The 24,885-nt window shown below is 65.1% G+C and carries 26 protein-coding genes and 1 pseudogene; 17 read left to right on the top strand and 10 right to left on the bottom strand.

Going from position 1 to position 24,885, the window contains the following annotated elements:
* The first annotated feature begins 48 nt into the window (after positions 1-48).
* Together B1A78_RS08550 and B1A78_RS08545 are read left to right on the top strand one after the other, a co-directional pair.
* On the top strand, positions 49-993 hold the full coding sequence (locus tag B1A78_RS08550; RefSeq protein ID WP_077146544.1) for an NAD(P)/FAD-dependent oxidoreductase: 945 nt from the start codon (positions 49-51) through the stop codon (positions 991-993).
* Positions 990-2,498, top strand: coding sequence for a phytoene desaturase (locus B1A78_RS08545; RefSeq protein WP_077146543.1), 1,509 nt, complete (start codon positions 990-992; stop codon positions 2,496-2,498). Before B1A78_RS08550 ends, B1A78_RS08545 begins: the two co-directional genes overlap by 4 nt.
* 179 nt (positions 2,499-2,677) lie before the next feature.
* On the opposite strand, the gene B1A78_RS08540 is transcribed toward B1A78_RS08545, so the two are convergent.
* Entirely contained in the window at positions 2,678-2,953 is a 276-nt protein-coding gene (locus B1A78_RS08540) for a hypothetical protein (RefSeq protein ID WP_077146542.1), read from the bottom strand.
* Positions 2,954-3,384: 431 nt separating this feature from the next.
* Here B1A78_RS08540 and B1A78_RS08535 point away from each other — a divergent pair, with 431 nt between their 5' ends.
* The gene (locus B1A78_RS08535) at positions 3,385-3,675 is read left to right on the top strand and encodes a DUF1153 domain-containing protein (protein ID WP_077146541.1); all 291 of its coding nucleotides are present in this window, start codon (positions 3,385-3,387) and stop codon (positions 3,673-3,675) included.
* Positions 3,676-3,776: 101 nt separating this feature from the next.
* Here the strand turns inward: B1A78_RS08535 and B1A78_RS08530 are convergent, their stop codons facing one another.
* The 3 genes from B1A78_RS08530 to B1A78_RS08520 all read right to left on the bottom strand — a co-directional run bounded on the left by B1A78_RS08530 (position 3,777) and on the right by B1A78_RS08520 (position 8,203).
* Entirely contained in the window at positions 3,777-5,990 is a 2,214-nt protein-coding gene (locus B1A78_RS08530) for a bifunctional diguanylate cyclase/phosphodiesterase (RefSeq protein WP_077146540.1), read from the bottom strand.
* A gap of 231 nt (positions 5,991-6,221) precedes the next feature.
* The gene (locus tag B1A78_RS08525) at positions 6,222-7,541 is read right to left on the bottom strand and encodes a HAMP domain-containing sensor histidine kinase (RefSeq protein WP_077146539.1); all 1,320 of its coding nucleotides are present in this window, start codon (positions 7,539-7,541) and stop codon (positions 6,222-6,224) included.
* Positions 7,538-8,203 carry a response regulator transcription factor gene (locus B1A78_RS08520; protein ID WP_077146538.1) on the bottom strand — a complete coding sequence of 222 codons (666 nt, stop codon included), beginning with the start codon at positions 8,201-8,203 and terminating at the stop codon, positions 7,538-7,540. The genes B1A78_RS08525 and B1A78_RS08520 overlap by 4 nt, the downstream gene beginning before the upstream one ends.
* Before the next feature lie 176 nt (positions 8,204-8,379).
* Here B1A78_RS08520 and B1A78_RS08515 point away from each other — a divergent pair, with 176 nt between their 5' ends.
* The 4 genes from B1A78_RS08515 (at position 8,380) to B1A78_RS08500 (ending at position 11,392) form a co-directional block, all read left to right on the top strand.
* Positions 8,380-8,847, top strand: coding sequence for a hypothetical protein (locus B1A78_RS08515; RefSeq protein WP_083733974.1), 468 nt, complete (start codon positions 8,380-8,382; stop codon positions 8,845-8,847).
* Between the two features lie 403 nt (positions 8,848-9,250).
* On the top strand, positions 9,251-10,417 hold the full coding sequence (locus B1A78_RS08510) for a diguanylate cyclase (protein WP_077146536.1): 1,167 nt from the start codon (positions 9,251-9,253) through the stop codon (positions 10,415-10,417).
* A gap of 420 nt (positions 10,418-10,837) precedes the next feature.
* Positions 10,838-11,035, top strand: a complete 198-nt coding sequence (locus B1A78_RS08505) for a CsbD family protein (protein ID WP_077146535.1) — start codon at positions 10,838-10,840, stop codon at positions 11,033-11,035.
* A 222-nt stretch (positions 11,036-11,257) separates the two neighbouring features.
* Positions 11,258-11,392 (top strand): entericidin A/B family lipoprotein, encoded by a 135-nt coding sequence (locus tag B1A78_RS08500; protein WP_083733973.1) that lies wholly within the window; start codon positions 11,258-11,260, stop codon positions 11,390-11,392.
* Between the two features lie 241 nt (positions 11,393-11,633).
* Here the strand turns inward: B1A78_RS08500 and B1A78_RS08495 are convergent, their stop codons facing one another.
* Together B1A78_RS08495 and B1A78_RS08490 are read right to left on the bottom strand one after the other, a co-directional pair.
* Positions 11,634-13,313, bottom strand: coding sequence for a hypothetical protein (locus B1A78_RS08495; protein ID WP_144037746.1), 1,680 nt, complete (start codon positions 13,311-13,313; stop codon positions 11,634-11,636).
* Positions 13,314-13,559: 246 nt separating this feature from the next.
* Positions 13,560-13,841, bottom strand: a complete 282-nt coding sequence (locus B1A78_RS08490) for a hypothetical protein (protein WP_256837533.1) — start codon at positions 13,839-13,841, stop codon at positions 13,560-13,562.
* 201 nt (positions 13,842-14,042) lie between these two features.
* Between B1A78_RS08490 and B1A78_RS08485 the strand changes: the two genes are divergently transcribed.
* From B1A78_RS08485 to B1A78_RS08475, 3 genes are all read left to right on the top strand, one after another.
* On the top strand, positions 14,043-14,351 hold the full coding sequence (locus B1A78_RS08485) for a hypothetical protein (RefSeq protein ID WP_077146533.1): 309 nt from the start codon (positions 14,043-14,045) through the stop codon (positions 14,349-14,351).
* Positions 14,352-14,369: 18 nt separating this feature from the next.
* Entirely contained in the window at positions 14,370-14,573 is a 204-nt protein-coding gene (locus tag B1A78_RS08480) for a hypothetical protein (protein WP_144037745.1), read from the top strand.
* Between the two features lie 652 nt (positions 14,574-15,225).
* Positions 15,226-16,605: a deoxyribodipyrimidine photo-lyase gene (locus B1A78_RS08475; protein ID WP_077146531.1), complete on the top strand. Its 1,380-nt coding sequence runs from the start codon at positions 15,226-15,228 to the stop codon at positions 16,603-16,605.
* A 20-nt stretch (positions 16,606-16,625) separates the two neighbouring features.
* Here B1A78_RS08475 and B1A78_RS08470 read toward each other — a convergent pair whose 3' ends face one another.
* Both B1A78_RS08470 and B1A78_RS08465 read right to left on the bottom strand, forming a co-directional pair.
* A complete protein-coding gene (locus tag B1A78_RS08470; RefSeq protein ID WP_077146530.1) occupies positions 16,626-16,964 on the bottom strand; it encodes a putative quinol monooxygenase in 339 nt (112 codons plus the stop codon).
* The gene (locus B1A78_RS08465) at positions 16,961-17,383 is read right to left on the bottom strand and encodes a nuclear transport factor 2 family protein (protein WP_077146529.1); all 423 of its coding nucleotides are present in this window, start codon (positions 17,381-17,383) and stop codon (positions 16,961-16,963) included. The genes B1A78_RS08470 and B1A78_RS08465 overlap by 4 nt, the downstream gene beginning before the upstream one ends.
* A gap of 215 nt (positions 17,384-17,598) precedes the next feature.
* Between B1A78_RS08465 and B1A78_RS08460 the strand changes: the two genes are divergently transcribed.
* Positions 17,599-18,153 (top strand): fasciclin domain-containing protein, encoded by a 555-nt coding sequence (locus tag B1A78_RS08460; RefSeq protein ID WP_179102015.1) that lies wholly within the window; start codon positions 17,599-17,601, stop codon positions 18,151-18,153.
* A 58-nt stretch (positions 18,154-18,211) separates the two neighbouring features.
* Here B1A78_RS08460 and hemH read toward each other — a convergent pair.
* Positions 18,212-19,256: pseudogene (gene hemH, locus B1A78_RS08455) on the bottom strand (ferrochelatase).
* A gap of 375 nt (positions 19,257-19,631) precedes the next feature.
* On the opposite strand from hemH, the gene folE reads away from it, so the two are divergent.
* From folE to B1A78_RS22620, 5 genes are all read left to right on the top strand, one after another.
* Positions 19,632-20,207 (top strand): GTP cyclohydrolase I FolE, encoded by a 576-nt coding sequence (gene folE / locus B1A78_RS08450; protein ID WP_256837532.1) that lies wholly within the window; start codon positions 19,632-19,634, stop codon positions 20,205-20,207.
* Positions 20,208-20,278: 71 nt separating this feature from the next.
* Entirely contained in the window at positions 20,279-21,505 is a 1,227-nt protein-coding gene (gene trpB, locus B1A78_RS08445) for a tryptophan synthase subunit beta (protein ID WP_077146527.1), read from the top strand.
* A 351-nt stretch (positions 21,506-21,856) separates the two neighbouring features.
* Positions 21,857-22,633 carry a hypothetical protein gene (locus tag B1A78_RS08440; RefSeq protein ID WP_144037744.1) on the top strand — a complete coding sequence of 259 codons (777 nt, stop codon included), beginning with the start codon at positions 21,857-21,859 and terminating at the stop codon, positions 22,631-22,633.
* Positions 22,634-22,813: 180 nt separating this feature from the next.
* Complete coding sequence (locus B1A78_RS08435; RefSeq protein WP_077146554.1) at positions 22,814-22,948, top strand: CsbD family protein; 135 nt, start codon at positions 22,814-22,816, stop codon at positions 22,946-22,948.
* Between the two features lie 103 nt (positions 22,949-23,051).
* Complete coding sequence (locus B1A78_RS22620) at positions 23,052-23,225, top strand: hypothetical protein (RefSeq protein WP_179102014.1); 174 nt, start codon at positions 23,052-23,054, stop codon at positions 23,223-23,225.
* Between the two features lie 114 nt (positions 23,226-23,339).
* On the opposite strand, the gene B1A78_RS22960 is transcribed toward B1A78_RS22620, so the two are convergent.
* Complete coding sequence (locus tag B1A78_RS22960) at positions 23,340-24,200, bottom strand: hypothetical protein (protein WP_218667956.1); 861 nt, start codon at positions 24,198-24,200, stop codon at positions 23,340-23,342.
* A gap of 3 nt (positions 24,201-24,203) precedes the next feature.
* Between B1A78_RS22960 and B1A78_RS22955 the strand changes: the two genes are divergently transcribed.
* Positions 24,204-24,563, top strand: coding sequence for a hypothetical protein (locus B1A78_RS22955; RefSeq protein WP_218667955.1), 360 nt, complete (start codon positions 24,204-24,206; stop codon positions 24,561-24,563).
* Positions 24,564-24,885: the final 322 nt, after the last annotated feature.

Here is a 24,885-nt window from a genome sequence, read left to right as displayed (position 1 = left end):
CCGGCACAGGCCAGCCCGTCTGCGCCAGCGGCCTCGGAGCATGCGCTGATGCGCGTCGCTATCGTGGGAGCCGGCATAGCGGGCCTCGCCTGTGCGCAGCGGCTTCTCGACGCGGGGATCCCCTCGACGCTCTTCGAAAAGTCGCGCGGTGTCGGCGGCAGGATGGCGACGCGCCGCGCCGACGCCAAGGGCTACGCAATCGACTTCGATCATGGCGCGTCGAACTTCACCGCGCGCTCGGAAGGATTCGTGCGTCTTGCGCGGGCCTGGGAGCGAAGCGGCATTGCCGCGCGCTGGCCGGCCGCGGGTGCCGATGCGTGGGTCGGGACCCCGACGATGACCGCGCCGATGAAGGCGCTGGCCGAGGGTCTCGACGTACGCCTCGACAGCCCCGTCACCGCGCTGATCCGCACGGGCAGGCGCTGGACCCTCCAGAGCGAGGGACGTCGCCTCGGCCGCTTCGACGCTGCGGTGATCGCGATGCCGGCGGAGCAGGCCGCTCCCCTGCTTTCGCTGCATGATTTCGAAATGGCGCGCGCCGCCATGTCGGTCCGCTCCTATCCCTGCTGGAGCGCAATGTTCGCCTTCGATGCGCGGCTAGAGGGCCTCCCCGACTTCCTGCGCGGCATCGGACCGATCGCGACCGCCTCGCGCGAGAGCGCCAAACCCGGTCGCGCGCCCGGCGAACGATGGGTCGTTCGCGCAGACTGGAGCTGGTCGGAGGCGCATCTCACCGACGACGGAACCCGGGTGACCGACCTGCTTCTTGCAGAGTTCGCCAAGGCGACGGGCCGGACGCTGCCCGCGCCCGTATATGCCGACGCGCAGAGGTGGCGCTTTGCGCAGCCATCGGGTCAGGAAAATCGCCTGCTCTGGAACGGCACAATCAGGCTCGGAGCCTGCGGCGACTGGCTTCATCACGGCTTTGCCGAATATGCCTGGCTCTCGGGCCACGTCCTCGGCGCGGCTATCGCTGCGGGGCCGAACCCATGACGCGCGCTGTCGTCGTCGGTGCCGGTATCGGCGGGCTCGCGCTGGCAATCAGGCTCCAGTCCGCCGGGATCGCGACCCAGCTCATCGAGGCACGCGACCGACCCGGCGGACGCGCCTATATGTTCGAGCAGGATGGTTTCACCTTCGACGCGGGTCCGACGGTGATCACCGATCCCGCCTGTCTCGAAGAGCTGTGGGCACTCAGCGGAGACCGGCTCGCGCGCGATGTCGAACTCCTGCCGGTCAGCCCCTTCTACCGGCTGAACTGGCCCGACGGCACCCGGTTCGACTATGGCAATGACAAGGCCGAGCTCCGACGCCAGATCGAGGCGCTCGACCCCTCCGATGTCGACGGCTACGCCCGCTTTCTCGCCTATTCGGCGGCGGTGCACGAGGAAGGCTATGTCAGGCTTGGCGCCGTTCCGTTCCTCGATTTCCGGTCGATGCTCAAGGCCGCGCCATCGCTGATCCGCCGCCGCGCCTGGCGGTCGGTCTATACGACGGTGGCAAGTTATGTCCGTAACGAGCGGCTCCGCGAAGCGCTCTCTTTCCACACGCTCCTCGTCGGCGGCAACCCGATGACGACGAGCAGCATCTACGCCCTCATTCACAAGCTCGAACAGGATGGCGGGGTCTGGTACGCGCGCGGCGGAACGAACCGGCTTGTCGCCGGCATGGCCGCGCTGTTCGAGCGGCTCGGCGGCACCCTGCGGCTCGGCGATCCGGTTTCGCGGATCGAGACCGAAGGCGACCGGGCGACAGCGGTCGTGACGCGGAGCGGTTTTCGGGCCGGCGCCGACATCGTCGCCTCGAACGCAGACATCATGCACAGCTACCGCGACCTTCTTGCGCATCCCCGCGGGGCAAGCGAGGCAAGGAGGCTGGCGCGCAAGCAATGGTCGCCGAGCCTTTTCGTGCTTCATCTCGGCGTCAGGGGGCGGTTCCCCGACATTCCGCATCACATGATCCTGTTCGGTCCGCGCTATCGCGGCCTGCTCGACGATATCTATCGCAACGGAAGGCTCGCCGAGGATTTCTCGCTCTATCTTCACCACCCGAGCGCCACCGACCCGAGCGTTGCTCCCGAAGGCCACAGCAGCTTCTACGCGCTCGCTCCTGTACCGCATCTCGGCGCGGCGCCCGTCGATTGGGATGTCGAGGGACCGCGCCTTGCGGCCCGCATCGTCGCCGCGCTCGAGCGCCGGCTCATCCCCGACCTCGGCCAGCGCATCGTGACGCAGATCGCTTATGCGCCGCCCGATTTTGAATCCGATCTGGCCGCCCATCTCGGGAGCGCGTTCAGCCTCACCCCCTCGCTTCTGCAGAGCGCCTATTTCCGCGCGCACAATCGGGATGCCCGGATCGCCAACCTCTATTTCACGGGGGCGGGAACGCACCCGGGCGCCGGCATCCCCGGGGTCGTGGCGAGCGCGAAAGCAACCGCTGGTCTCATTTTGAGCGACGCGGGCCTAGCGCAAGCGCCGGGGGCGTTCCGACGCGTCTGACGTACGGGCCGGAAGCGGGCACGGTGTGACGACCTCGAACCCGGCCGTGATCGACCTCGCGGCACGATCGGTGACGCCGCTCCCGGATCTTGCGGGACCAGAGCGTCCAGGCGCGGAGCCCAAGAAAGAAGGGCGCCGCGAGGCGGCGCCCTTCATGCTGCCTTTTAGGGGAGGCAGGCTTATTTTTTCTGCGTGTCGCCGATGCCGGTTTCAGACGGTGCGATCTCGCCCTTGTCGTCCATCGCGTTCGCCTTTTCCTCGCCCTGCTCTTCGACGATATCGGCCTTCTTCTCCATCGCTTCCTTGGCGGGGCCTGCGGGCATGGCGTCGGCCTGCTCGTCGATGACTTCGGCCTTTGCTTCGGCCTGGTCCTCGACCTTGTCGGCGGCGGGGCTCTGGCAGGCGCCGAGCGCCAGCGTGGAAACGGCGGCGAGCGATACGAGCATTGTCTTCATGATGAGTCTCCCTCTGTTGACTGACATCGCAACACCGAACGTGCGGCAGGGTTGCACCGCCTTTCCGAGGCCGTACCATTTTTCCCAAGCGCAATTTTTCTGACCGGCATGATGAAACCTTTTTGTGCGAACGGCATTTGGAAGGCGCGCGGGCGTCAAAGCAGATCGTTCGATCTGCCGCCGCATGTGCAAGTCTTCGCGTATCGCCGGCGGCTTTCCGATACCACGTCTCAGTCGGGCAGCCGTCGGCGAGCGCATCGCTCCCTTGAAGCCGATATTCCCCGTCGCGCCGCTTCCCGCGCGGCGAGACGCCGCAACCTAACGGCTCGGCGCAGCAGGCAGCCGTTGGCAAGTTTTTGTTAACCCTCGATCCTCAGGGTCACTGCGGGGGGGCACTCAGCGGCGCAAGCCCGGACGAATGGAACTTCGCAGTGCTCGAATTCAGGAACAGGCCGGCATCGGTCCCCGGCCCGGTTGGGCCGCTGACGGTCGACGACCTGCCGTCACCGACCGGGGTCTATTGGGTCGCGCGCCGCAAGGCAGAGCTGCTCGCCGCGATCGACGGCGGGCTTATCGGGCGTGACGAGGCGTGCACAAGATACCGCCTCAGTGAAGAAGAGCTGGAAGGCTGGCGCAGGACGCTCGACCGCGCCGGCATACCCGGCCTGCGCATCACGAAGCAGCAGCAGCAGCGGCAGCGCACCGCGCGCAGCGCCGGATAGCCATCAGCGCACTGCCCGGCAGAAAGGCGAGACAGCCTTTTCCATCCGCTGCGTCCTGACCGGCATTGGCGACCATCAGAGGCGAACGCAAACAAAGCGGTCTATGGCTTGCGGGTCGCGAGGGCATCGGCACGTCCGCCGGCGCGCAACAGGCGGTCGAGGGCTGCGGCGTCCACGGGCTCGGAGAGATGATAGCCCTGGAGCAGCTGGCAGCCTATATCCCGCAGATAGCCGGCCTGCTCCTCCCGCTCGACCCCTTCGGCAGTGACTTTGAGATCGCTCGCTTTCGCGAGATCGACCATGGCCTTGACCATGGCCCCTCCGCCCCTGCGAGCCCCGATCCCGCTGACAAAGCTCCCGTCGATCTTGATCCGGTCGATGCGGAACTTGCGCAAATGGCTGAGCGAGGAATAGCCGGTGCCGAAGTCGTCGAGCGCAATTTTCACGCCTGCCGAGCGGAGCACGGCAAGCGAGCGCCGGCATGCCTCCTCATTTTCGATGAGCGCCGTTTCCGTGATTTCGATCTCGAGCCGCCGCGCGGCCAGCGGCGTTCGCCGGACAATCTCGAGGCACCGCGCCGCGAAGCGGGGCTCAGCGACCTCCGAGGCCGATATGTTCACCGCGATCATCGGAAGCCCCAAGCGGGCGGCGTCGATGCAGGCCTGCTCCAGAACCCGGTCACTGATCGCGGCGATCATCCCATTCGCTTCCGCAACCGGAATAAACTCGGAGGGCGGCAGGACGCCGCGCGACGGATGTCGCCAGCGAACCAGAGCCTCGGCGCCGCAAATCCGGCGGCTGCGCGCATCGAAGAGCGGCTGGTAAGCAAGCTCGAATTCATCGCCGCACGAGAGGGCGCGGCGCAAATCCTCGCCGACCTCGAAGCGGCTCGCGCTGCCCTCGTCCATCGACGGCTGGAATATGACGAAACGCCCGCCACCGGCGGCCTTCGCGGCGCGGCGCGCAATATCGGCCATTCGTGCCAGTTCGCCGCGGCTTGCCGCGTGCAGCGGCGAGAGTGCGACGCCGATACTGGCTGCGACGGCGACGGCGCCTCCCGCGAGCCGAAACGGTTGTGCAAGCTCCTCCATGATCCGCAGACACAATATCTCCGCGGCCGCAGGCGACCCTGCGTCCTGCTGGAATATCAGAAACTCGTTCCCCCCGACCCGGGCGACACAATCGCCCTCGCGGGTCAGCGCCTGCAAGCGCCGCGCGACGGCGCTTATCAACTCGTCACCTCCCGCCAGTCCGAGCGCGTCATTGATCTGCTGGAAGCGATCGAGATCGAGGTGAAGCAGCGCGAGCGACCGTCCTGCCGCTTCATCCTCGATGAGCGCCTGCCCCAGGAGGCGGTCGGCGAGCGTTCTGTTGGCAAGACCCGTAAGGCCGTCGTGCAGCGCCAGATGCTTCGCCTGTGCCCTGCTTGCTTCGAGTGCGCCCATGGTGCGGCGCGTTCCGCGCAGAAGCCAGAGCACCATTACGGCGAGGAAAAGGAAGGCCGACGCTGCAAAGGGCGCGATCCGCCGCAACATCAGGGCGCCGGGTTCGAAGGGCTTCCAGGCGATATAGCCCAGCGTCCGGCCTTCGGGATCCGGCACGGCGATGGCCCTCAGCGCGCTCTCCCGGGGAAGCGATCGCAGGAAGACCGCGTCCTGCAGCTGGAACTCGCGGCCGAGGTCGCGGGCAAAGGTTCCGTCGAGACGTCGCACGCTGATATGGAGCGGCGAGATTTCACCTGCGGGGATCACCGCGCCATCCCCCGCGATCGGCTTGATGCTGACGATCGCCGGATGCCCGCCTACCATCAGAAATGCCTGTCGTCCCGGGAGACGCTGCGGTGGAACGGCGCCGCGGGGGCCACGCCTTGCGAGCTCGGCGCGCAAATTCGCGAGCAGCGGCGCGGCCGACCGCGCCAGACGGCTGTCATAGCTTTGCGGGAGAGCACGGCTCCCGTCCTGCATGGCGTAAATGGGCCGGTTGCGCCGATTGAGGACATAGGCTTCGTCATGCCCGTAATAGTCGTGCATCCAGACACCGAGATTGTCGTCGAACCATTTGGGATCGATCGGCTCTCCGCTCGAGCGTCTGAGTGCCTCGTTCCAGATCGCGGTGCTTTCCTGCTCGTAACCGACCCGCGCCGCACGCGCCGCGAGCCCGCCGCGAAGGAGCGTCTCCTGGCGGTCTGCGGTCAGACGGTTCGACTGATTGGCTGCGAGAAGAGCGACCGTCGCGAGCGATGCGGCGACGAGCAGGAGAATTGCAAGGACCGGAAGGCTGACCCGCAGGAGGAAGGAGTGCCCGAACCGCTTCATGCGGCGAGATAGATCATCGGCGTCATACAGGCGATGCTAGGTCTCCAAATCTTACGATGCGATTGATAGATCGCGATATTAGCCTGTCACGATCGAAGCCCTGCGAACAGATATATTCTCCGACTCTCATTCCGGTGCCGGCCGTGAAGGATGCGATCCGCTTCCTGCCGCTCCATGTTCTGCCAGCGCGGCAGCGCACTTCGGGGCATGCGCTCCTGCCACTGCAATCCGCTAAACCGCTCCTTTGGGGAGCGTCACAACAACGACGAGCCCGCCCGGTGCCCCGGTCGCGAGCTGGATGTCGCCGCCATAAAGGATCGCGAGTTCGCGCGCGATCGAAAGCCCGAACCCGCTCCCCTCCCCCCGCTCGTCGAGACGTATGCCGGGCGCCATGGCCCGAGCCCTTTCCGGCTCGGCGATGCCCGGTCCGTCGTCGGCGACTTCGACCGTGACGGTGCGCCCGCCATCTTCGGCGCGGACCGCCACCATGGTGCCGGCATGCCGCACCGCATTGTCGAGGAGATTGCCCAATATCTCGTCGAGATCGGAAGGATCCAGCGCGACGATCAGGTCCGCGGGAACCACCGTTTCGATAAAAATACCGCGGGCCGCATTGAGCCGCGTGATTGTCGCGGCGAGGGCTTCGACGGCGGGCGCTACCGGCGTGCGCCAGCGGTCCGACAGAAGCCGTCCGCGCGCGCGCGACAGGTGATGACGGATCGTCGCGTCGATCCGGTCGACGAGGCGGACCGCTTCGGGCTGACCGCCAAGTTCGAGATAGAGCGCGGCGACCGGTGTCTTGAGCGCATGGGCAAGATTTGCGGCGGTGGCCCGCGCGGCGCCGAGTGCTGCCGCATTGTCGCGAAGGAGGTCGTTGAGCTCGTCGGCAAGCGGCTGGAGTTCGGCCGCCTGCACCTGCGGCACCGATTGCGCCGCCCCGTCCCGGACCGCAGCGACCGACGCGCGCAAGCGGTCGAGCGGCCGCAGGCCGAACCTGAGCTGGAGGAACAACGCCCCGCCCAGAAGCGACGCCAGCGCGGCAAGAAGCGCAAGCAGCGGCAGCAGCGCCTCGCCTACCGGCCTCTCGATGACGGCGCGCGGCGCGCTGGCCGACAGGCGAACCGGGCCGGCCGCCGTCGCCATGACCGTCCGGCGCGCATGCACCGCTTCGCCACCGGGTCCATAGCCCTCGGCCGGGCGCGGCCCACGGCCTGGCGGTGCCCGGTGCCGTTCCGCTGGTCCGTCGAGGCGAGGAAAGGCAGCCGAGGAGATGGTCTCGCCCGGCGTCTCGATCTGCCATTGCCACCCCGGCCCCGCGAAGAGCGCGCTATCGATCGCGGCGAGGCGGCTGCGATCGAGCGCTCCCGTGTCGTCGACGCTGGTGGCGAGCAAGGCGAGCTGTGCATCGAGACGCCGATCGACCCCCTGCGTCACAATCCTGTCGAGGACGTGCACCAGCACGAAGGCCGCCGCCGCGAGCGCGGCGATCGTCGCTATCGCGGAAAGAGCCAGCATGCGGCCGCGGATCGAGCGCGGGACGAAGCGCATCATTCTGTGGCCGCCGTCAGACGATAGCCGCGACCGCGCGCTGTTTCGATCAACCGGGCGCCGATCTTCTTGCGCAGGCGGCCGATGATGACTTCAAGGCTGTTCGAATCATTGTCGGCATCGCCTTCGTAGACGCGCTCGAGGAGCGTCAGCCGGTCGATGACCACCTCGCGCGAGAGGATGAGCGCGGAGAGCACGCGCCATTCGAATGCCGTCAGCCGAACCGGAAAGCCGTCGAGCTCGAACTGTCCCGACTGGCTGTCGAACGTGAGGGGTCCGCATTCTATCCGCGTCGCGGCATGGCCGGATGCCCGCCGCACGATCGCACGCAGGCGCATGACCAGCTCCTCGACGCGGAAGGGCTTGGTCATGAAATCATCCGCTCCCGCCTTGAAGCCGGCGACCTTGTCGGACCATCCGTCGCGGGCGGTCAGGATGAGCACCGGCAATGTCCGTCCAGCCTCGCGCCACTCCTTCAATATGGCTGCGCCGTCGAGGTCGGGAAGCCCGAGGTCGAGAAGCGCCGCATCATAGGTCTCCGTGTCGCCGAGATGCGCACCGTCGATCCCGCTGGGCACAAGGTCGACCGCGCAATTCTCCGCGCGAAGGGCCTTGGCGATCGCGGGGCCGAGGTCGGGATCGTCTTCGACGAGGAGGATACGCATCGAAGCCTGCTACCTTTTCCGGCTAAACCCAATCTGAACCGCGGCGTTCAGCGCGCTGGCGGGTGCCTTTGCTAGACGGAGTTCATCACAACCGAAGGAGCAGATCAATGAGTTGGATGAACGACAGGATAAGCGCCATGTCCCAAGGCGCACGGATTGTTGCCGCATGTGCCCTCATGGGGATAGGCGCGGCGGGCGGCGCCAGCGCCGCGCAGCTCGCCCGACCGGTCATCGAGATGGCGCCGACGGCCCCGACGCGGGTGGCAAGTCTCGTCGAAGGTGCCGATCTTGTGGCGGTCAAGGGGCGCGTCGCCGAGATCTATGGCGACAAGGCCGTCATCGACGACGGGACCGGACGCGTCCTGGTCGGTCTCGGACCCGACAATATCGGGGTCGTTACCAAGGACAGCACGATCCGCGTGCAGGGACGCTTCGACAATGGCGAGCTGCACAGCTCCTACCTGACGCTGTCCGATGGCAAGGTCCTTGCTGTCGGTCCGCACGGCCCGCGCGGACCGCACGCGCCGCCGCCGCCGCATCACGGACCTGGCGATCCGGAACGGGGTGCCCCGCCGCCCTGCCTTGTTGCCCCGGCTTCGACCAGCCCGTCGCCGCCGGCGATCCAGGACAAGGAGGCTCGCTGACCAGCACAACGCCTGCGCGATCCGTCACCGCAATGGGGAGGCTGCCGCTAATCCGGGTCTCCTTGCCCGCGGGCCGGCCATTGCACGGCGAAGCATCACGCTTTCGCGCGGCGCGCCCTTTGCGCAACGACGAACAAATTTCTCGGCTTCGCGAAACTTCTGACCGATCCCTGTGTTCCTGATCCTGTACGGGCAAGACGGAGATCAACGGTCTGCGGCCACCATGTACAGGCAAGATTCGTAGCGTCGCAGACTCCGACAGCGTCCCCCCGCAGAAGTCTGCGACGCACGAATTCCAATTCTCTTTTCCCTCGATCCACGCCGCGTCCGGTTTCGCTTGTGAGCGGCCCGGCCGTGCGATTAGAGCGACGCGCCATTGCCACGTTAGCGCGGGAAACATGTCATGAGCGGAGGGATCGTCCTGTTGTTGGTGAACTGCTGCGTCGCAGCGCTGTTTGCTTGCAGCTATTTTGTGGTTGCGCGATGGAATGGCGGCGACCGGGCGGTGATGGCTTTCAGCGCGGTTTATACCATCGGTCTTGTCACCCCGCTCAGCGAACTGGCGATCCACTGGGCGCCGCACCCTCTGCTCATGATCACGAGCTATGCGGGATTGCTGCTGTCGCTGCTCATGATGTCGGTGGCGCTCGCGCTCTTCGGGCGCCGAACGATCCCGTGGCGAAGCATCGCCGCGATTGCCGCCGGAGGGTTGGCGCTGCGGTTCGCGATATGGGGCGGAAAGCGAGACGAACTTCTCTACGAGCTCCTCTATCAATTGCCGTTCGCAATCGCTCTTTTGCTGGGGGCGTCGGTGGCGCTTCGGCTGCGCCACCGCAAGCTTTTGCGCTACGGGTTGGCCACCTTTTTAACCGTCATCGCCGTCAATTTTCTCGTCAAGCCGGTCGCCTCCGGCATCCTCCGATCCGGGACGACCGCAGGGGATTACGCCGACAGCGCTTACGCGCTCTATTCGCAGGGCATCTCGGGCATCCTTCTCACGGCGGCAGGGCTCTTCATCCTGCTCGTCGTTACCGAGACAACCGTCAGGAGACATCTTCGAGCGTCGGAGACGGATCCGCTGAGCGGACTGCTCAACCGCAGGGGTTTTGAACAGCGCGCGACGGCGATGCTCGCCGCGGCGGGCGAAGGGTGCCGGATCGCCATGATTGCGATCGACCTCGACCGGTTCAAGAGCATCAACGACAGCCACGGCCATGCGGTCGGAGACGAGGTTCTGCGTGTCTTCGCCCTGATACTTGAAGAGAATGCGCCATGGGAAAGCCTGATAGGACGCATAGGAGGCGAGGAGTTCGCCATCCTGCTGCGCGATGCGACCGAGGAAGCTGCGGCGTCACTGGCCGAAACCATCAGGGACGCGACCGCGAACCATCGTGACGATGGCATTCCGCCCTTCACTTTCAGCGCCGGTATCGCGGTGCGGGAAGCGGACGAAACCCTGGCGCAATTGATGCGCCGTGCGGACCTGATGGCCTATCGTGCGAAGGACGGCGGACGCGACCGAATTGCGCGATATCCGGACCGTCCGTTGCCGGTGGCTGCGGTGAGCTGACGATCGCAAACCCGTGCCGCAGCCTGCTGCCACCGCGATCCCGGGCTCGCCCCAGAGGCGTCATGCGATGATCCGCGGCGGAGAGCAGCGTGCGGAAGACGTCGCAAACCCCAGGCGCTCATTGCGGGATTCGAGCGGATCGGCTGCTCCCGATGCACTCGCGGCCTTCCGCGATAGGCCCCGAACGCGCCTGCCCTCGACTCCCCGCCATGAATTTGAATCCGGGTCGGCTTGGAGCGCAATATCGCCGCCCCCGCTGCCGAAGCCGGGTGGGCTCGGGTTCGCGAGCATATCGGCCAACCGGCCGGCTCGCTCTGAAGCGAGTTCCGGAAATTTTCCTCTTCTCGCAACGGCCTGCGCGGAACAACGAGAGCCGGATCGCGTTTCTCTCCCGTGCCAACCAGTCATTGGAGACAGGCGATGAATAGCGACACGCTCAAGGGAAATTGGGAACAAGTGAAGGGTCACGTCCAGAAGAAATGGGGCGAACTCACCAACGACGAACTCGACGAGATCAACGGCAATCGCAAGATCCTCGCCGGCAAGATCCAGGAACGCTACGGCCGCGCCCGCGACGAAGCCGAACGCGAGATCGACGAGTTCGAAACGAGCTACTGACCGCCCGCTTACGCGAGCCGGTTCCGGAAAGCCCGCACGGTCCGCCGCGCGGGCTTTCCTTCATTTCACGCTCGTCTGGAGAGACCGTTTGCGGAACGCCGTCATGGAGGCACGGGCTGATCGCGAGCGCCTTCGCGGTCGTACTGACGCTTCGGAACAAACGCCGGGACGATCCGTAGTAGCAGATGGCGGGCTATTTGCCCTTGCCTCGGGAGATAGAGAATGAGGAAGCTATTCACGATTTTCGCAATCGGCACCTCGATGCTGGTCCTGTCGGCCTGCAACACGGTGAAGGGCGCTGGGAAGGATGTTGAATCGGTTGGAGACTGCGCCGACGGGGTGAAGGGCAACTGCTGAGCCTATTCGGGGAGTCACATTCAAGCTACCGGTCCGGCTGGGCGAACTTTCCCAGCCGCGTCGGCACTTGGTTCCGCAAGGCTGATATAGCAACCGCATGATCTCAAACTTAGGGCCGCTGACCCAGACCTTCCCTGCCGCTGATGTCATGGCGCAGGTCGAATCATTGGGGAAGCATGGAGATACCGTCCAGGCGCGTAGCGAGCGGTAGGACAGCCGGGTTCCGGGTGCAACGCAGAGGTCAGCAGCAGGACTTCTGATAACCGCGGTTCCACCGTTCCAGATTCTGATAATAGTCCCGCCGCCGCTCGCGCACGAAGGTATCGGTGCTTTCCTTCGCCGACTTGATGATCGAATTGCCCCATGCCTCCCAGTTCGGCGAGGTAAAGGTGCCGGGCGGCGCCGGCGGGATCGGCGTTGCAAAGCGTCCGCGCGCCTTCCAATATTTATACTCGGCATCCGCGACGATTTGCGGATTGGCGCCCCGGCTGCGGGCATAGTTGAACATGGCATCGCTCTGCACCGCGCAGTTCGCCAGGATCAATTCGATCGTCTTCGGAGCGAGGAGCGGGCCGCCCACTTGCCATTCGCAGTAGCTGCCCGCCGCGACCATCTCCTGATGCCGTGCCTCGAGCGTCGCCGTAAAACGCGCCTCCGCTTCTGCGCGCTCGCGCTCATGCTGCGCGATGATCCCGCGCTGGAACGCCATGCGGCTTTCGACATAGGCAGCATAGGTTTCCGAAGTCGTACGGCCGCTGACCTGCGGCCCGTCGCCGGGGGCCGGCGTCGGCGCGAAGAGATTGGCATCGAGCAGGTGCCAGAGGCCGTCTTCGGGTTTGCGGACGAGAAAGACGTCGCGAATGAAGGCGTTTCGGTCGGTCATGCCCTGGCTGGACCGCGCGAGACCGGTGTAGACGGGCAGCGTCGAAGCCCGGGCGATAACCGACTGGAGGGTCCCGAACGCGGCCCTCGCACGCAGGCCGCCCGGACCATCCTCTACAAGCGCCCAGCCGAGAGTTACATTGTCGCTGTTCGGCGGCGGCAGGAACTTGAGCGGCAGGACACCGATCACGCCTGCCGGAAGCGGCAAGGGCTGCCCCGCCTCGTCGATCGGCACATAGAGCTTGCCATAGGGCAGCACGTCATGCTCGCCCGTCATGATCACCGAGAGATAGTCCGTCGCGAGGATCCGGTTCTTGTCCTTGTAGGACGGATGCCTGAACTCGTGCGGCCAGAGCGGAGCATAAGTGTCCCAGCGCTCGATCGCACCGAGCACCGGCGAGACCGGCTTGCCATACATGTCGAGGATCCGGCTCACCGGCGTTCCATCGGCGGCGGTGAAATGCGCGATCAGCGTGCCATGGTAGCTTTCCAGCGTGACCTCGCCCGGCCCCCGCGCCGCGCCCCCGAGGTTGCGGATCGGGACCACATTGTCGGGACCGCCGGCAAGCAGGAAAAATTCGGTCGAACAACATTCATAGGCCTGGTTCCAGCCGATCGCATATTGCTCGGCATTCCACTGCGGCGCCCAGATATGTTTCCACGGCGCCGGGCCCTGTTCGCCCTTGCCGATGACGTAGAGGCGCCAGGGCTCGCGCTCCTGATAAAATTGTTTCACCGCGATCGCCGGCTGCACAAGCACGGTCGTCGGCGAGATCGGTACGATGCGATTGTAGATCGCCGGGACAAGCAGCTTGCCATTGGCATCGGCCAGTCCTTCGACCTCTCCCGCATTATCCCAGCAGCTCAGCAGCACATAGGCGCGCCGGTGCGGCAAACCGCCGCCCGGCAAGGTCATGATGGCGCTTTCGAGATGGGGCTTCTTCGCCGTGCCCTTGTCGCATTTGGGTTCGGCCGACGCCGGACCGGCGAGCGCGAGCGACAGGATGAACAGGAAGAGGGCGGCCGCGTGCCTCAGCATCATAATATCTCCAGACGCGACCGGCACTGCCCTTAGCAAGAGCTTCCGGCGTTCGGCAAGCCGGTTGCCCGACGATCGGAACAACTCTGCATGCTCGCCGGGGTCGATCATAGCGCAGGCGGCTCGCCGATGCGCCGCAAGCCGCCGGGCCTTATCGATACACGGGACCCGACCGCCCGGCCGCGTTCAACTCCAAACGGCGAGGTCCGAGCAGCATGGCGGGAATATTGCCGGAGGTTCGATAGCTCAGGACCAGAAGGTAGATCGAAAGAAAGAGCATTCCGCCGAAGATCGCGGCGAGACCGAGACCGAGCCCCAAGGGGCTGAAGCCGTTCCGCCAGGCGGTCCACACCCCGACAGGAGGAGGAAGGTGAAGAAGTCGAGATTGAACTGACCGGGCCATGTCATCGCCGCCATGTCCCCGAAGAATATCGGCAGCAGGTTCCATCCGTGATGGGTGATCGCGATGCTCGTGTAGCCGGCGATCAGCAGCAGAAAGACCGCCATCACGAGGCGAAAACAGGCCATGATACCCCACCCTCCAAAGAAGCCCTCTTCTGCAGCCTCTTCTGCACCCGTCCATTACCCCGGACGTCATAGTGCCGCGCATAAATCAGAGGGAGGTTCCCGTACCCTTCGTTCGTCTCTCCGAAGCCCGCACCCCGAACGGCGCGCGCGGCAGGCGCCCATGGCTTACGGGTGGTGCGCCGCTTTTGGCGTTTCGGTACAATGAAGATGACGTCCGCTGATCTATCGGAGCCACGCGACCCAGAAGAGCTCGCCCTTTCAGGAACGAGATCTTCATCTGACGCCCGGCCGGTCCAAACCGGCCGGGCGTCTTTTTATTCCGCGGGCGGGTCGCTCGAAGCGATCGACGTGACGGAGGCAAGGGCGGCCGATCACAAGGGCAAATTGAATGAGGCCTATCAGGAAGCAAAGGGGGCCGAGGTTCGCGCCGACTTGAAGCTGCGATACGGCGCGCTCCTGGTTTCCGCAGGCACCGCAGCACTCGCAAACATGGTCTTTCGAGGCATTTAACCGCTGAAGGACCGGGTGGTGCGCAAGCGCTGGCGGCACAATCTCGCAATAGCGGCAGCGATCGGCCTTGCAGCGGCGCTTCTGGTCATCGCCGCCATCTTCCAGCCGCAAGAAGCGAACGAGACCTGGTTCAAGTTCGCGGCGCAGATCTTGATGGGCGCTGCGGTAGCCGGCATCGTCTGGGGCGCCGCCGGACATTGGCTGGTCCGCCGCGACCTCTAGCGCGTGAGCGAAAAGCTGGATCTGGAGCAGCCCTTGTCGCCGCGGCGCCACGGATGGACAAAGCGCGGCGGAATCCTTGCGGCGCTTCTCACTACGGTGATCGCAGCCGCCAGCCGCGCCGCGATCGGTTCTGCAGTGGCATCGTTCCGGGGTGTCGTTCCTGTGCGAAACCTGCCCAAAGGGACAGGTTGCGGAAAGATCGTCGTGGCGTGCAGTCAGGGATCGACCAATTCGCGATTTCCGAGCAGCGGGGCCATGCGTTACAGAGGATTTTCAATCGCTTCACGACGCGCCGATGCTGAATTGATCGCTTCGGAATATGGTGCGACCGGCTATGCCGGACGCCTTTCAACTTCCCGAGAAGAGCGTTTCGGATGCCGGAAAGGCGCAGGCCGCGCCATGAACCGCTCAGTAATGCGCCCGCAAATGCTTCTGCCGGCGGCCAGCCCCTTGCGACCTACGACTGGCCGCGGCGGGGGGCGGTGATGCTTCATCGCCGGGCGGTGCGCCGCAAGGCCGCACCGCCCAATCCCCCGATCGGGCGATGCGAGGCAAGCCTCTGCCATTCCGGACTAACATCCCAGGCCGCTCTTCCCCGGCAAAGATGAAGAGCGATCAAGCGACCGCCCGTAACGAAAGAGGAAAAGCCCATATGCCGACCGCCATCCTCTGGCTGCGCCAGGACCTGCGAGTCAGCGACCATCGCGCATTGCTTGCCGCTGTCTCCGAGGGCCCCGTCATCCCGGTCTATATTCTCGACGACGAGCGGCCGGGCGCGCGCGCGATCGGAAGCGCGCAGCGCTGGTGGCTGCATCACAGCCTCGCCGCGCTGGACAACAGCCTGCGCAAACGCGGCAGCAGGCTGTTGCTACGGCGCGGCCCGGCGCCCGCCGTGCTCGAGCGTGTCCTCGACGAAGCAGGCAGCGGGACGATCCATGCGACGCGATGCTACGAGCCCTGGTGGAAGCTGTGCGATGCCGAGGTTGCGAACCGGTTCGATCTGCGGCTTCACGACGGCAATTATCTTGCTCCGCCCGCCAGCATCGTGAATGCCGAAGGCAACCGCTACCGCGTCTTCACGCCGTGGTACCGCGCGCTTCGCGAGAGAATGCCGCCAGCCTTCCCCTTCCCGGCACCAGAGCACATCCCCGCTCCCGCCGCATGGCCGGCTTCGGACACGCTGGACGCCTGGGGCCTGCTCCCGACCAGGCCCGACTGGTCAGGTGGCTTTGCTGCCTGGCAACCCGGCGAAAAGGGCGCTTGGCGCGCGCTTCGGACCTGGCTTCCAGACGCGCGATCCTATAATCGGCAGCGCGATTTTCCTTCGCTTCCGGCAACGTCACGGCTTTCCCCGCACCTGCATTTCGGCGAGATCAGTCCGGGGGCGATCTGGCACGCAATCGGCGAAACCCAAGACGCCGGCGCCGAGGCCTTCCGGTCCGAACTCGGGTGGCGCGAGCATGGCATCAATCTCCTCGACCAGATGCCGGCCTATGGCGAGCGGAACGGCCGGGCCGTGTTCGATGCCTTTTCCTGGCGCGATGGTCCCGAGGCCGACCGCGATTTCGACGCCTGGACGCGAGGGCGGACCGGCTACCCCGTCGTCGACGCGGGGATGCGCGAACTCTGGCGGACCGGCTGGATGCACAACCGCGTGAGGATGGTCGTGGCATCCTTTCTCGTCAAACACCTGCTGATAGACTGGCGCCGAGGCGAGCGCTGGTTCTGGGATACGCTTCTCGATGCAGACCTCGGTTCGAACGCGATGAACTGGCAATATGTCGCGGGCACGGGGGTCGATGCGCCGGTCTTCTCGCGCATCATGTCACCGCTGCTGCAGAGCGAACGCTTCGCGATGGGCGACTATGTCCGCGACCATGTTCCCGAACTCGCGCATCTGTCCGATGCCGAGATTACGGCGGCACACGACCGGGACGCCTGCGTCGCCGGCTACCCGTCGCAGATTGTCGGCCACCGGTCGGCGCGAGCCCGCGCGCTGGATGCATGGGGGGAGCTGCGCAGCCGGGGATAGCGGCCGAGCGCAGTCGGACCTTAATCGAAGGCGGCACGCGCAACACCGTCCCGGCCATAAACCGGCGCCTCGCGCGAAACCGCGAACTTCCGGCTTGACGACCCACGGACGCCGCACGCTCCGATATGCCCGAGCATGCCCCTGTATTGCGGTCCAGCGAGATGCGCAGCAAGCGCGTCTTCGTCCGCCCATTCCTCGAACACATGGATCCGCTCCCGATTGTGCGGATCGGCTGTCCATGCATAGGCGAGGCAACCTTGCTGCGCGAGCGCTCCGTCGATCCAGCCGCGTGCTTCCGCAAGCGCAACGTCTCGTGTCTCGGGATCGACGTCGATGGTCGCCTGGATCAGTATCTTCAAGCCGATGCCTCCTCGATGGATAGCCGCGGGAGCGGCTGAAACCGTCGCTCGGCAAAGAGCCAGCGCCCGCCGACGCTGCGGCAGACATCCTCATAGACCCCGAGAGTCCGGTGAAGCGTGTCATCGCGCAGATAGCGCTCCTCGGTATAGGATCGCATCCTTGCCCTCTCGCCGTCGATCCGAATGGAACCCGGCCAGGCGCGAAAATGAATCTCCGGAAAGGATCGCATCGCAACACGCCAGGTTTCGGCGATGTTCGCCCTTCCCTCGACGACCCCGACACCGGGGAGCGACCAGAGGGCATCTTCGGTCCAGGTCGCCGCCCACGCGTCGCCGTCCCGGCGGCAGACGGCATCGGCGTAGGCGTCGAGAAGGTCGCGAAGCGCGAGCCTGTCCTGCGATGGTCCGTCGAAGCTCATGGTCCTCCCGATTTCCCGCCGGCGGGAATAGCCGGTCCCGAAAAACAGAATGACCGCAGCGGCCGGGCGGGGGAACTGCCGATATCGCTAGCGGCGCGCCTCACCCGGCGCCGCGGGCGTCCTTCGCCCTAAAGGACAGGTCGCCCTGCCGGTCGGCCGCCGCTAGCCAAGGTGTGTCCTACCCCCCGGGACAAGCATTCGAAAAGGAAAGACCAATGGCTATTTCCCGTATCTCCCTTTCGCTCGCTGCCGCGGCTTTCGCGCTGGCTGGCGGCATGGCGGCCGCCAAGAACCCCATGGTGGGCGGCGCTGCCATGTACGAGACGAAAACGATCGTCGAAAATGCCGCCAATTCGAAAGACCACGGCACGCTCGTCGCCGCGGTGAAGGCGGCTGGCCTCGCAGAAACCCTCTCTTCGGCCGGTCCGTTCACCGTCTTCGCTCCGACCGACGCGGCTTTCGCTAAGCTTCCGGCAGGCACGGTCGACACGCTTCTCAAGCCGGAAAGCAAGGCGTTGCTGACCGGAATCCTTACCTATCATGTCGTGCCGGGCCGGCTGACCGCAACCGACATTGCCGCTCAGGCAAAAGCCAACGGCGGAAAGGCCGTCCTCACGACAGTCCAGGGTGCCAAGCTCACGGTCTGGGAAAAAGACGGTAGCTGGTATGTCACCGACGAGAAAGGCGGCACCGCCAAGATCGGTCCTGCCGACGTCCTCCAGTCGAACGGCGTGATTCACGTTATCGACAGCGTCCTCCTTCCCGCCTGACGTACGTCGGGGCTGCGCTGCGCCGGAAGGCTACCGCAGCCTCCCCATTTTCAGCCTCTCAGAGCCACCCCGACAGTTCGCGCCTGATCAGGGCTTCCAGCATCTCAGTTCCGGGATCGCTGTGATTGAGGCAGGGAACATAGGCAAATTTCAAGCCACCGGCAGCGAGGAATTGTGCGCGGCCGCGGATCGCTATTTCTTCCAGGGTCTCAAGGCAATCGGACGCAAAGCCGGGTGCGATGACTGCAACCGACTTGCCCTCTCTCGCAAGGGTCTCCAGCATCATGTCGGTCGCCGGCGACAGCCATTTCGCGCTCCCGAAGCGCGACTGGAAGCATGGTACAACGCTCGTTCCCAGGGCATTGCCCAAAAGGCGCGCCGTCTTGAGGCACATGCAGTGATAGGGATCGCCAAGACGGAGCGTACGCTCGGGCATGCCATGGAAACTGGCGACGATCGTGTCGGGGACGAAATCGAGGCCCCCGAGCGCGGTCTCGAGAGAGCGGCGGATCGCCTCGATATAGAGGTCGTCGTCATAATAGGGCGGTAGCATCCGCAGGGACGGCTGCCAGCGCAATCGCCCGAGATGCGCGTTGACCGCGTCCGCGACGCTTGCGGTCGTGGCGGCACAATATTGTGGATAGAGCGGCGCGATCAGGATACGGCGGCAGCCTGCGTCGAAGAGCGCATCCAGCCCGTCTGCGATCGCGTTGCTGCCGTAGCGCATCGCGTGCGCGACAAGAGCCTCCTTGCCTAACCGTTCTCGCAGCGCGCTCTTGTCGGAGGCGCGTGATCGCGGCCAGCGGCGACCCCTCGGCAGTCCATATTTCGCGATAGGCACGCGCCGACTTTCGCGGGCGGACCGCAAGAATGATGCCGCGAAGGATTGGCTGCCAGAGGACGGCGGGCAATTCCACGACGCGCCGATCGGAGAGAAATTCCGCAAGATAGCGGCGCCCCGCGCCGCTCGTCGGCGCATCGGGCGTGCCGAGATTGACGATGAGCACGCCGATGCGATCGGGCGGAAGCGCGCGATGATCGGCGGGGACGGAATCCGGATACGCAATCGTCTCCGCGGCGGCTAAAGCGACCTCCAAACTCATATTTCCATTCCCCTCGACCCGCTTCGGCCGGCGATACCTGCCGCTGCGGCGTTTTCGCGAATTGCGGCATCGCGCCAACATGTCTAAAGGTGCAGTCTCGTGTGGAGGCCGACCTTCGCGCGCCGGCTCTGCATCTGCGGAAATGCTGTCTCCGCCCCTCCCCTGCCGATAATGTTGCACCTCGCCCACTGGAGCCAGCCCGCTCAAACCGCCTCCCTCTTGCGCGCCGCCTTGCCCGAAGGGACATGTTGCGGTGGAGGAGACGCGTCGTGCAAAGCGAGCCTCGGCGGTCCACCTCCCTCTACTCCCCTCCGGACCGCCAACCTCTTCATCCCTCGAGGCCGACTGATGCATGATCTCTCACTTTCGGATCGAATGCCTGCGGACAGCGCAATCCCGCCGGAGGTGCTCGCTTCGGTAGGAACCTTGCTGCGCTGGGTCGGCGAAGATCCGGACCGCGAGGGACTGATCGACACGCCGCGCCGGGTGGCGCGCGCCTGGAAGGATTATTGCCGCGGCTATGAGGAAGATCCCGCGATACATCTCTCGCGCACTTTCGCGGAGGTCGGCGGCTATGACGAGATCGTGCTGCTGCGCGACATCCCATTCCAATCTCACTGCGAGCATCATATGGCGCCGATAACCGGAACGGCTTCGATCGCCTATCTTCCCCGGGACCGCGTCGTCGGCATTTCCAAGCTGGCGCGGGTGCTGGACGGCTATGCGCGGCGGTTGCAGGTCCAGGAACGGCTGACCGCCGAGGTCGCGAAGTGCATCTGGGAAAATCTGAACCCGCAGGGCGTTGCGGTCGTCATCGATGCGCAGCATGGCTGCATGACCGGGCGCGGCGTACGCACGCCTGGCGTCGGCATGGTGACCAGTCGTCTGCTCGGCCGCTTTCTCGACGACCAGCGCACCCGCAAGGAAGTGCTGGCGCTGATGGGCTATTGAGCGGCGAGCGGGGCATGGCGAAGCGCGAGCGAGGATCCGGAGCAGCGACGGCAGATGCGCCGCCACTCGGCATGCCGGCCGCCGCACGGACGAATTCCCGCAACAGTCTGCGCGCCCAGCCCGACGAACGGGGACATTTTGGGCGCTTCGGCGGGCGCTTCGTGCCCGAGACACTGATGCCGCTCGTCCTCGGCCTCGATCGCGAATACAGGGCTGCCAAAGACGATCCCGCCTTTCAATCGGAATTCGACGACTTGCTCGCGCATTATGTGGGCCGGCCGAGCCCGCTCTATCACGCACCGCGCTTGTCCGCGGCGCTTGGCGGCGCACAAATCTGGCTCAAGCGCGACGAACTCAATCACACCGGTGCCCACAAGATCAACAATTGCGTCGGCCAGATCCTGCTCGCGATCCGGATGGGCAAGACGCGCATCATCGCGGAAACGGGCGCCGGCCAGCATGGCGTGGCGGCGGCGACGGTGTGCGCCCGCTTCGGCCTCCCCTGCGTCGTGTACATGGGCGCCGCGGACGTCGCGCGCCAGGCTCCGAATGTCTTCCGGATGAAGCTGCTCGGGGCTGAAGTCGTGCCGGTGACTGCCGGAGCAGCGACGCTCAAGGACGCAATGAACGAGGCTCTACGCGACTGGGTGGCGAACGTGGACGATACTTTTTACATCATCGGCACAGCGGCGGGCCCGCATCCCTATCCTGAAATCGTGCGGGACTTTCAGAGCGTCATCGGCAGGGAAGCCCGCAACCAGATGCTTGCCCGCACCGGCCGGCTTCCCGATCTGCTGGTCGCTGCGATCGGCGGGGGGTCGAATGCGATCGGCCTTTTCCACCCCTTTCTCGACGACCCCTCCGTCAGGATGCTGGGTGTCGAGGCTGCGGGCCATGGTCTTGACACGGCCCATGCGGCTTCGCTGGCCGGCGGACGTCCCGGCATCCTCCATGGCAACAGAACCTATCTGCTACAGGATGACGATGGGCAGATCACCGAAGGACATTCGATAAGCGCAGGCCTGGATTATCCCGGCATCGGGCCGGAGCATGCATGGCTGAGAGACATCGGCCGGGTGGAATATACGTCGGCTACCGACGCCGAGGCGCTTGACGCGTTCCAGCTGCTGTGCCGCACCGAAGGCATTATTCCGGCGCTCGAACCGAGCCACGCTATCGCCGCGGTCTCCCGGATCGCGGCGAGCATGGAAAAGGACAGCATCATATTGGCAAATCTGTGCGGACGCGGCGACAAGGATATTTTCTCGGTCGCCGAACATCTTGGAACAGCCATCTAAGAAGGCCGGGAGGCCGCCGGTGCAGGTCGACAGGCAGCTGATTTCTAACAATTCGAATTAACCGGAGTTGCGCGAAACCCACAATTGCGATGACGGCAAAAGCGCCCTCTCGGTCTTCGATAATAGCCGTGACACCAGGATTTGCCTATTCTTGCCGCTGCACGTTATGCCTTTAGCTGAATGCAAGGCCTGGGTGTCAGAACCGCCTTCCGAGACTTCGGCGCACTTGCTCTCGGGCCTGTCTTGTGGTGACTGTCCGTGGGGACGCGGACGCTGGACGCCAGCAACATTCGTGGGGCGACGAATATGCCATATCGGGGTGCGTGGTTTTTTTGTCTCGCGATCATCGCGATGACGGTCCTGGCCTTCTGGCCCGGCTATTTCTCACAGATCGGGACGGCGAAGATCGCCTGGCATGTCCACGCCGTCACGGCGACCGCCTGGCTGCTGCTGCTCGCAGCGCAGAGCTGGTCGATCGATCGCGGACAGCGAAGCCGGCATCGCAGCCTTGGCCTCGCCATCTTCGCCGCGGTTCCGCTATTCCTGATCGGCGCCGCCGGAGTGGAGCATAGCATGGCTGTCGCGACCGCCTCCGGCCAGGATCCCTTCTACAAACTCTGGGGCTCGGCCCTCGGCATCTACGATCTTGTCGGAGGGGCCGCCTTTCTTCTCTGCGCCGTGATGGCCCTCAAGGAGCGGCGCAATATGGCGCGTCACGCCGCCTGGCTTCTTGCGACCCCGCTCCTGCTCACCGGACCTGCGCTTGGGCGCGTATATAATGCCCATCTTCCCGGTCTCGTCATCAACGGCCCCCAGGACTTTCCGCTGTTCCGCTGGAGCGTTCATCTCGGCGGGCTGACCGGCGTCGCGATCGCCCTGTGGCTGTGGTCGCGCCATCGCCGCCACGGCCAGCCCTGGCTGATCGTGGCAGCCGTCATCATGCTGCAGTCGCTCCTCTTCGAGACGGCAGGCTTTACCCGAATCTGGCGAGCGGCATTCGTCGCGTCTGGCGATATCTCGGCCGCGGCCCATGTCCTCCCGGCCGTAGCGATCGCCGCGGCGGCGCTCTGGTGGGGCTGGCGCGCGGTCCCGCCACGCCCTGCGTCATCCGCAGCGTCAGCGATCTGATCAGCCGGGTCCCAAGGGCCCCTTCCGGACCGGCTTCACACAAAGCCGGACAATGAACGACTGCCAGTGCTCGGCGGCGGCCCGACAGGCATCATGGTCCGGTGCCGCATCCCCAAGTGACCGCTTTCCTGCCCGGGAGCGTCGACCCTCAAGGGCGAGGCAAAGAAAGTCAAAGGCTCGATCAAGGAAGCCGCCGGCAAGATCACCGGCGACCGCTCGCTGCAGGCCGAAGGCGCAGCCGAAAAGGCCGCAGGCAGTGTCCAGGCTGCCGCCGGCAAGGTGGCGGAGAAGGTCCGCGATGCTGTTCGCAAATAAGCCGGCGGGTGGCGAGCCGCCGCGCGGCAGCGCCAGGCGGCGGCACGCGACGCGAGCCAGCGCTCGCTTCCCCTTTCCGGCCTGCCCCTTCGAAAGACCGCGCATGACGACGAGAGAAGACGATATCGCCTATTTCCGGCGCAGGCTCGCGTCGAGCGAGCGGCAGGCCGGCGAAGCGGAAACCGAGGCAGCGCGCGCAGCGCATCTCAAGCTTGCCGGACATTATCGCGAAAAGCTCATCGCGCTCGGGATCCGCGACCAGGACGAGGCCGACTGACCGCCGGCCCCTATTCAGGAGTTGCTCATAAAGACGATCAGCATCGGCGCCGCGGCGCTGCTGCTCCTCGCCGGATGTTAACCGCCATCGAATAGAAGCTGGCCGCTAGGGGTTTCAAGCGATCGTGGCTTGGGTGGGCGCAATCATCGACTTGCTTGGCGTCGGGCAGGCACCGACCGCGGCATTCATCCGCAATTTCGCCCGGCCCCTCGATCTCGACGCAATTCCGCGCGGGGTCCTTCCAACATTTGTCGCGGTCGACGTTCCAAGTTTGGCGGAAGCCCTGCTCGACGCTGACGCAACCATGCGTCTCATCGAAGAGCGAAACGGACCCGCTGTCGAGCTCACACGCACCGAGGTGGCAGCCTTACTCCAAAGCTTGGACGCTAGCTTTCCGATCCGGCGGACACGCGATGCGCTGGTGATTACCAACATCAACGGCCGCGGCGAACTCGGGCGCATCAGGATCGGCAAATCGCGCGTTGCGCTCCAAAAACTGCTCCTTCCGGCAATCATGGGCCTGTCGATCGAGGATCGTAACTTCCCGCTCGGCGCCGACCCGAACGCAACGGGGTTGGCGCGCCATATCGATCGGAAAGACCTCTTCACGATCATCTCAACGATATCTCGCTCGCCTATGTCGAGGGTTCGCTGTTCCGCGACGAGGCGCTTGTCGGAGGCGGCGATAATTTCCTGCGGCATCTCGTTGCCGATCCCCTGCTTGCCAATGCCAACAGCGAAAAAGGGACCTTTGCCGCTGCCCAGAAGAGCTTTGCCAACCAGTCGGTCTTCCGCATCGTCGTCGACAGTGTCGCTAATGACTGCGACATTCTCGTCTGTGACGACCTCGGCGACGAATGGGCGGATTTCATCGGCCTTTCCACCGGCGGGGGACCGCGAACGATCAGCTTCTACCATGCCAAGCACGGCCCGCGTTCGCTCGGCGCCTCTCCGTTTCACGAAGCGGTGGGTCAAGCGATGAAAAATCTCGGACGCATGTCGATGACGGCTGATTCTATGCCCGCCAAATATGCATCTTGGGCTGTCCCATACCGGAACTCCAATGTTACGACCTCAATCTCGCGCCTTATTCGGGGCGGACCCCAGCCGGCGATCGAAGCGGCGATCGACGTGTCGCGGCAGGCTCCCGACCTTGTAAAAAGGGTCTACATCGTGACCTCGTCGCTTAGCCGCTGTGACGTCGAGCAGGCGTTTGCAAACGCAGCGAACGGGATCCCTGCCCCGGCGCATTTCGTGCAACTCTATTGGCTACTCACCAATTATTTCGCAGCCTGCGTCGAGATGGGAGCGATCGGCTATGTGATTTGTCAGCCGTGACAGTCAATTTCGCGCGGGGCCAGCGTAATGATAATGGCTGAGCCGGCAAACGGCGATGGATATGTGTTCGCGACAGCCGACCCGCTGCGCGCGATCGAGCAGCTCAAGGAATGGTCCGCGAAGTTCGGCGCCGAGAGGTGCGGTGCAACGAGGGCTTCGAAGCGCTAGCACGCCCCCTGATGTCCAGCCACTAACCCGCCGGGAACGCCTAGCGCGAGGCGCCATTGATCAGCATCGCCACAGACCAGCCGTCGTTGTTCAACTCAGTCGTTGCCGGGCCGCGCTCTGGCCTCCGAATATGCACGAGGCGCAACTCGGCCAG

The sequence above is a fragment of the Sphingopyxis sp. KK2 genome (genome assembly GCF_001990265.1).
In the GTDB taxonomy this organism is placed as follows: domain Bacteria; phylum Pseudomonadota; class Alphaproteobacteria; order Sphingomonadales; family Sphingomonadaceae; genus Sphingopyxis.
This window is presented reverse-complemented; position numbering and strand designations above follow the sequence as displayed.

What these genes read in the sequence shown, in the direction of transcription:
- trpB (WP_077146527.1), top strand. Translation starts at nt 20,279, where the DNA reads ATGCCGGCCGCCGCACGGACGAATTCCCGCAACAGTCTGCGCGCCCAG.
- B1A78_RS08490 (WP_256837533.1), bottom strand. Translation starts at nt 13,841, where the DNA reads ATGGCCTGTTTTCGCCTCGTGATGGCGGTCTTTCTGCTGCTGATCGCC.
- B1A78_RS08520 (WP_077146538.1), bottom strand. Translation starts at nt 8,203, where the DNA reads ATGCGTATCCTCCTCGTCGAAGACGATCCCGACCTCGGCCCCGCGATC.
- B1A78_RS08530 (WP_077146540.1), bottom strand. Translation starts at nt 5,990, where the DNA reads ATGAAGCGGTTCGGGCACTCCTTCCTCCTGCGGGTCAGCCTTCCGGTC.
- B1A78_RS08495 (WP_144037746.1), bottom strand. Translation starts at nt 13,313, where the DNA reads ATGCTGAGGCACGCGGCCGCCCTCTTCCTGTTCATCCTGTCGCTCGCG.
- B1A78_RS08505 (WP_077146535.1), top strand. Translation starts at nt 10,838, where the DNA reads ATGAATAGCGACACGCTCAAGGGAAATTGGGAACAAGTGAAGGGTCAC.
- B1A78_RS08525 (WP_077146539.1), bottom strand. Translation starts at nt 7,541, where the DNA reads ATGATGCGCTTCGTCCCGCGCTCGATCCGCGGCCGCATGCTGGCTCTT.
- B1A78_RS08545 (WP_077146543.1), top strand. Translation starts at nt 990, where the DNA reads ATGACGCGCGCTGTCGTCGTCGGTGCCGGTATCGGCGGGCTCGCGCTG.
- folE (WP_256837532.1), top strand. Translation starts at nt 19,632, where the DNA reads ATGCCTGCGGACAGCGCAATCCCGCCGGAGGTGCTCGCTTCGGTAGGA.
- B1A78_RS08475 (WP_077146531.1), top strand. Translation starts at nt 15,226, where the DNA reads ATGCCGACCGCCATCCTCTGGCTGCGCCAGGACCTGCGAGTCAGCGAC.
- B1A78_RS08550 (WP_077146544.1), top strand. Translation starts at nt 49, where the DNA reads ATGCGCGTCGCTATCGTGGGAGCCGGCATAGCGGGCCTCGCCTGTGCG.
- B1A78_RS08460 (WP_179102015.1), top strand. Translation starts at nt 17,599, where the DNA reads ATGGCTATTTCCCGTATCTCCCTTTCGCTCGCTGCCGCGGCTTTCGCG.
- B1A78_RS08485 (WP_077146533.1), top strand. Translation starts at nt 14,043, where the DNA reads ATGAAGATGACGTCCGCTGATCTATCGGAGCCACGCGACCCAGAAGAG.
- B1A78_RS08510 (WP_077146536.1), top strand. Translation starts at nt 9,251, where the DNA reads ATGAGCGGAGGGATCGTCCTGTTGTTGGTGAACTGCTGCGTCGCAGCG.
- B1A78_RS08500 (WP_083733973.1), top strand. Translation starts at nt 11,258, where the DNA reads ATGAGGAAGCTATTCACGATTTTCGCAATCGGCACCTCGATGCTGGTC.
- B1A78_RS08440 (WP_144037744.1), top strand. Translation starts at nt 21,857, where the DNA reads ATGACGGTCCTGGCCTTCTGGCCCGGCTATTTCTCACAGATCGGGACG.
- B1A78_RS08515 (WP_083733974.1), top strand. Translation starts at nt 8,380, where the DNA reads ATGGGGATAGGCGCGGCGGGCGGCGCCAGCGCCGCGCAGCTCGCCCGA.
- B1A78_RS22620 (WP_179102014.1), top strand. Translation starts at nt 23,052, where the DNA reads ATGACGACGAGAGAAGACGATATCGCCTATTTCCGGCGCAGGCTCGCG.
- B1A78_RS08540 (WP_077146542.1), bottom strand. Translation starts at nt 2,953, where the DNA reads ATGAAGACAATGCTCGTATCGCTCGCCGCCGTTTCCACGCTGGCGCTC.
- B1A78_RS22955 (WP_218667955.1), top strand. Translation starts at nt 24,204, where the DNA reads ATGAAAAATCTCGGACGCATGTCGATGACGGCTGATTCTATGCCCGCC.
- B1A78_RS08465 (WP_077146529.1), bottom strand. Translation starts at nt 17,383, where the DNA reads ATGAGCTTCGACGGACCATCGCAGGACAGGCTCGCGCTTCGCGACCTT.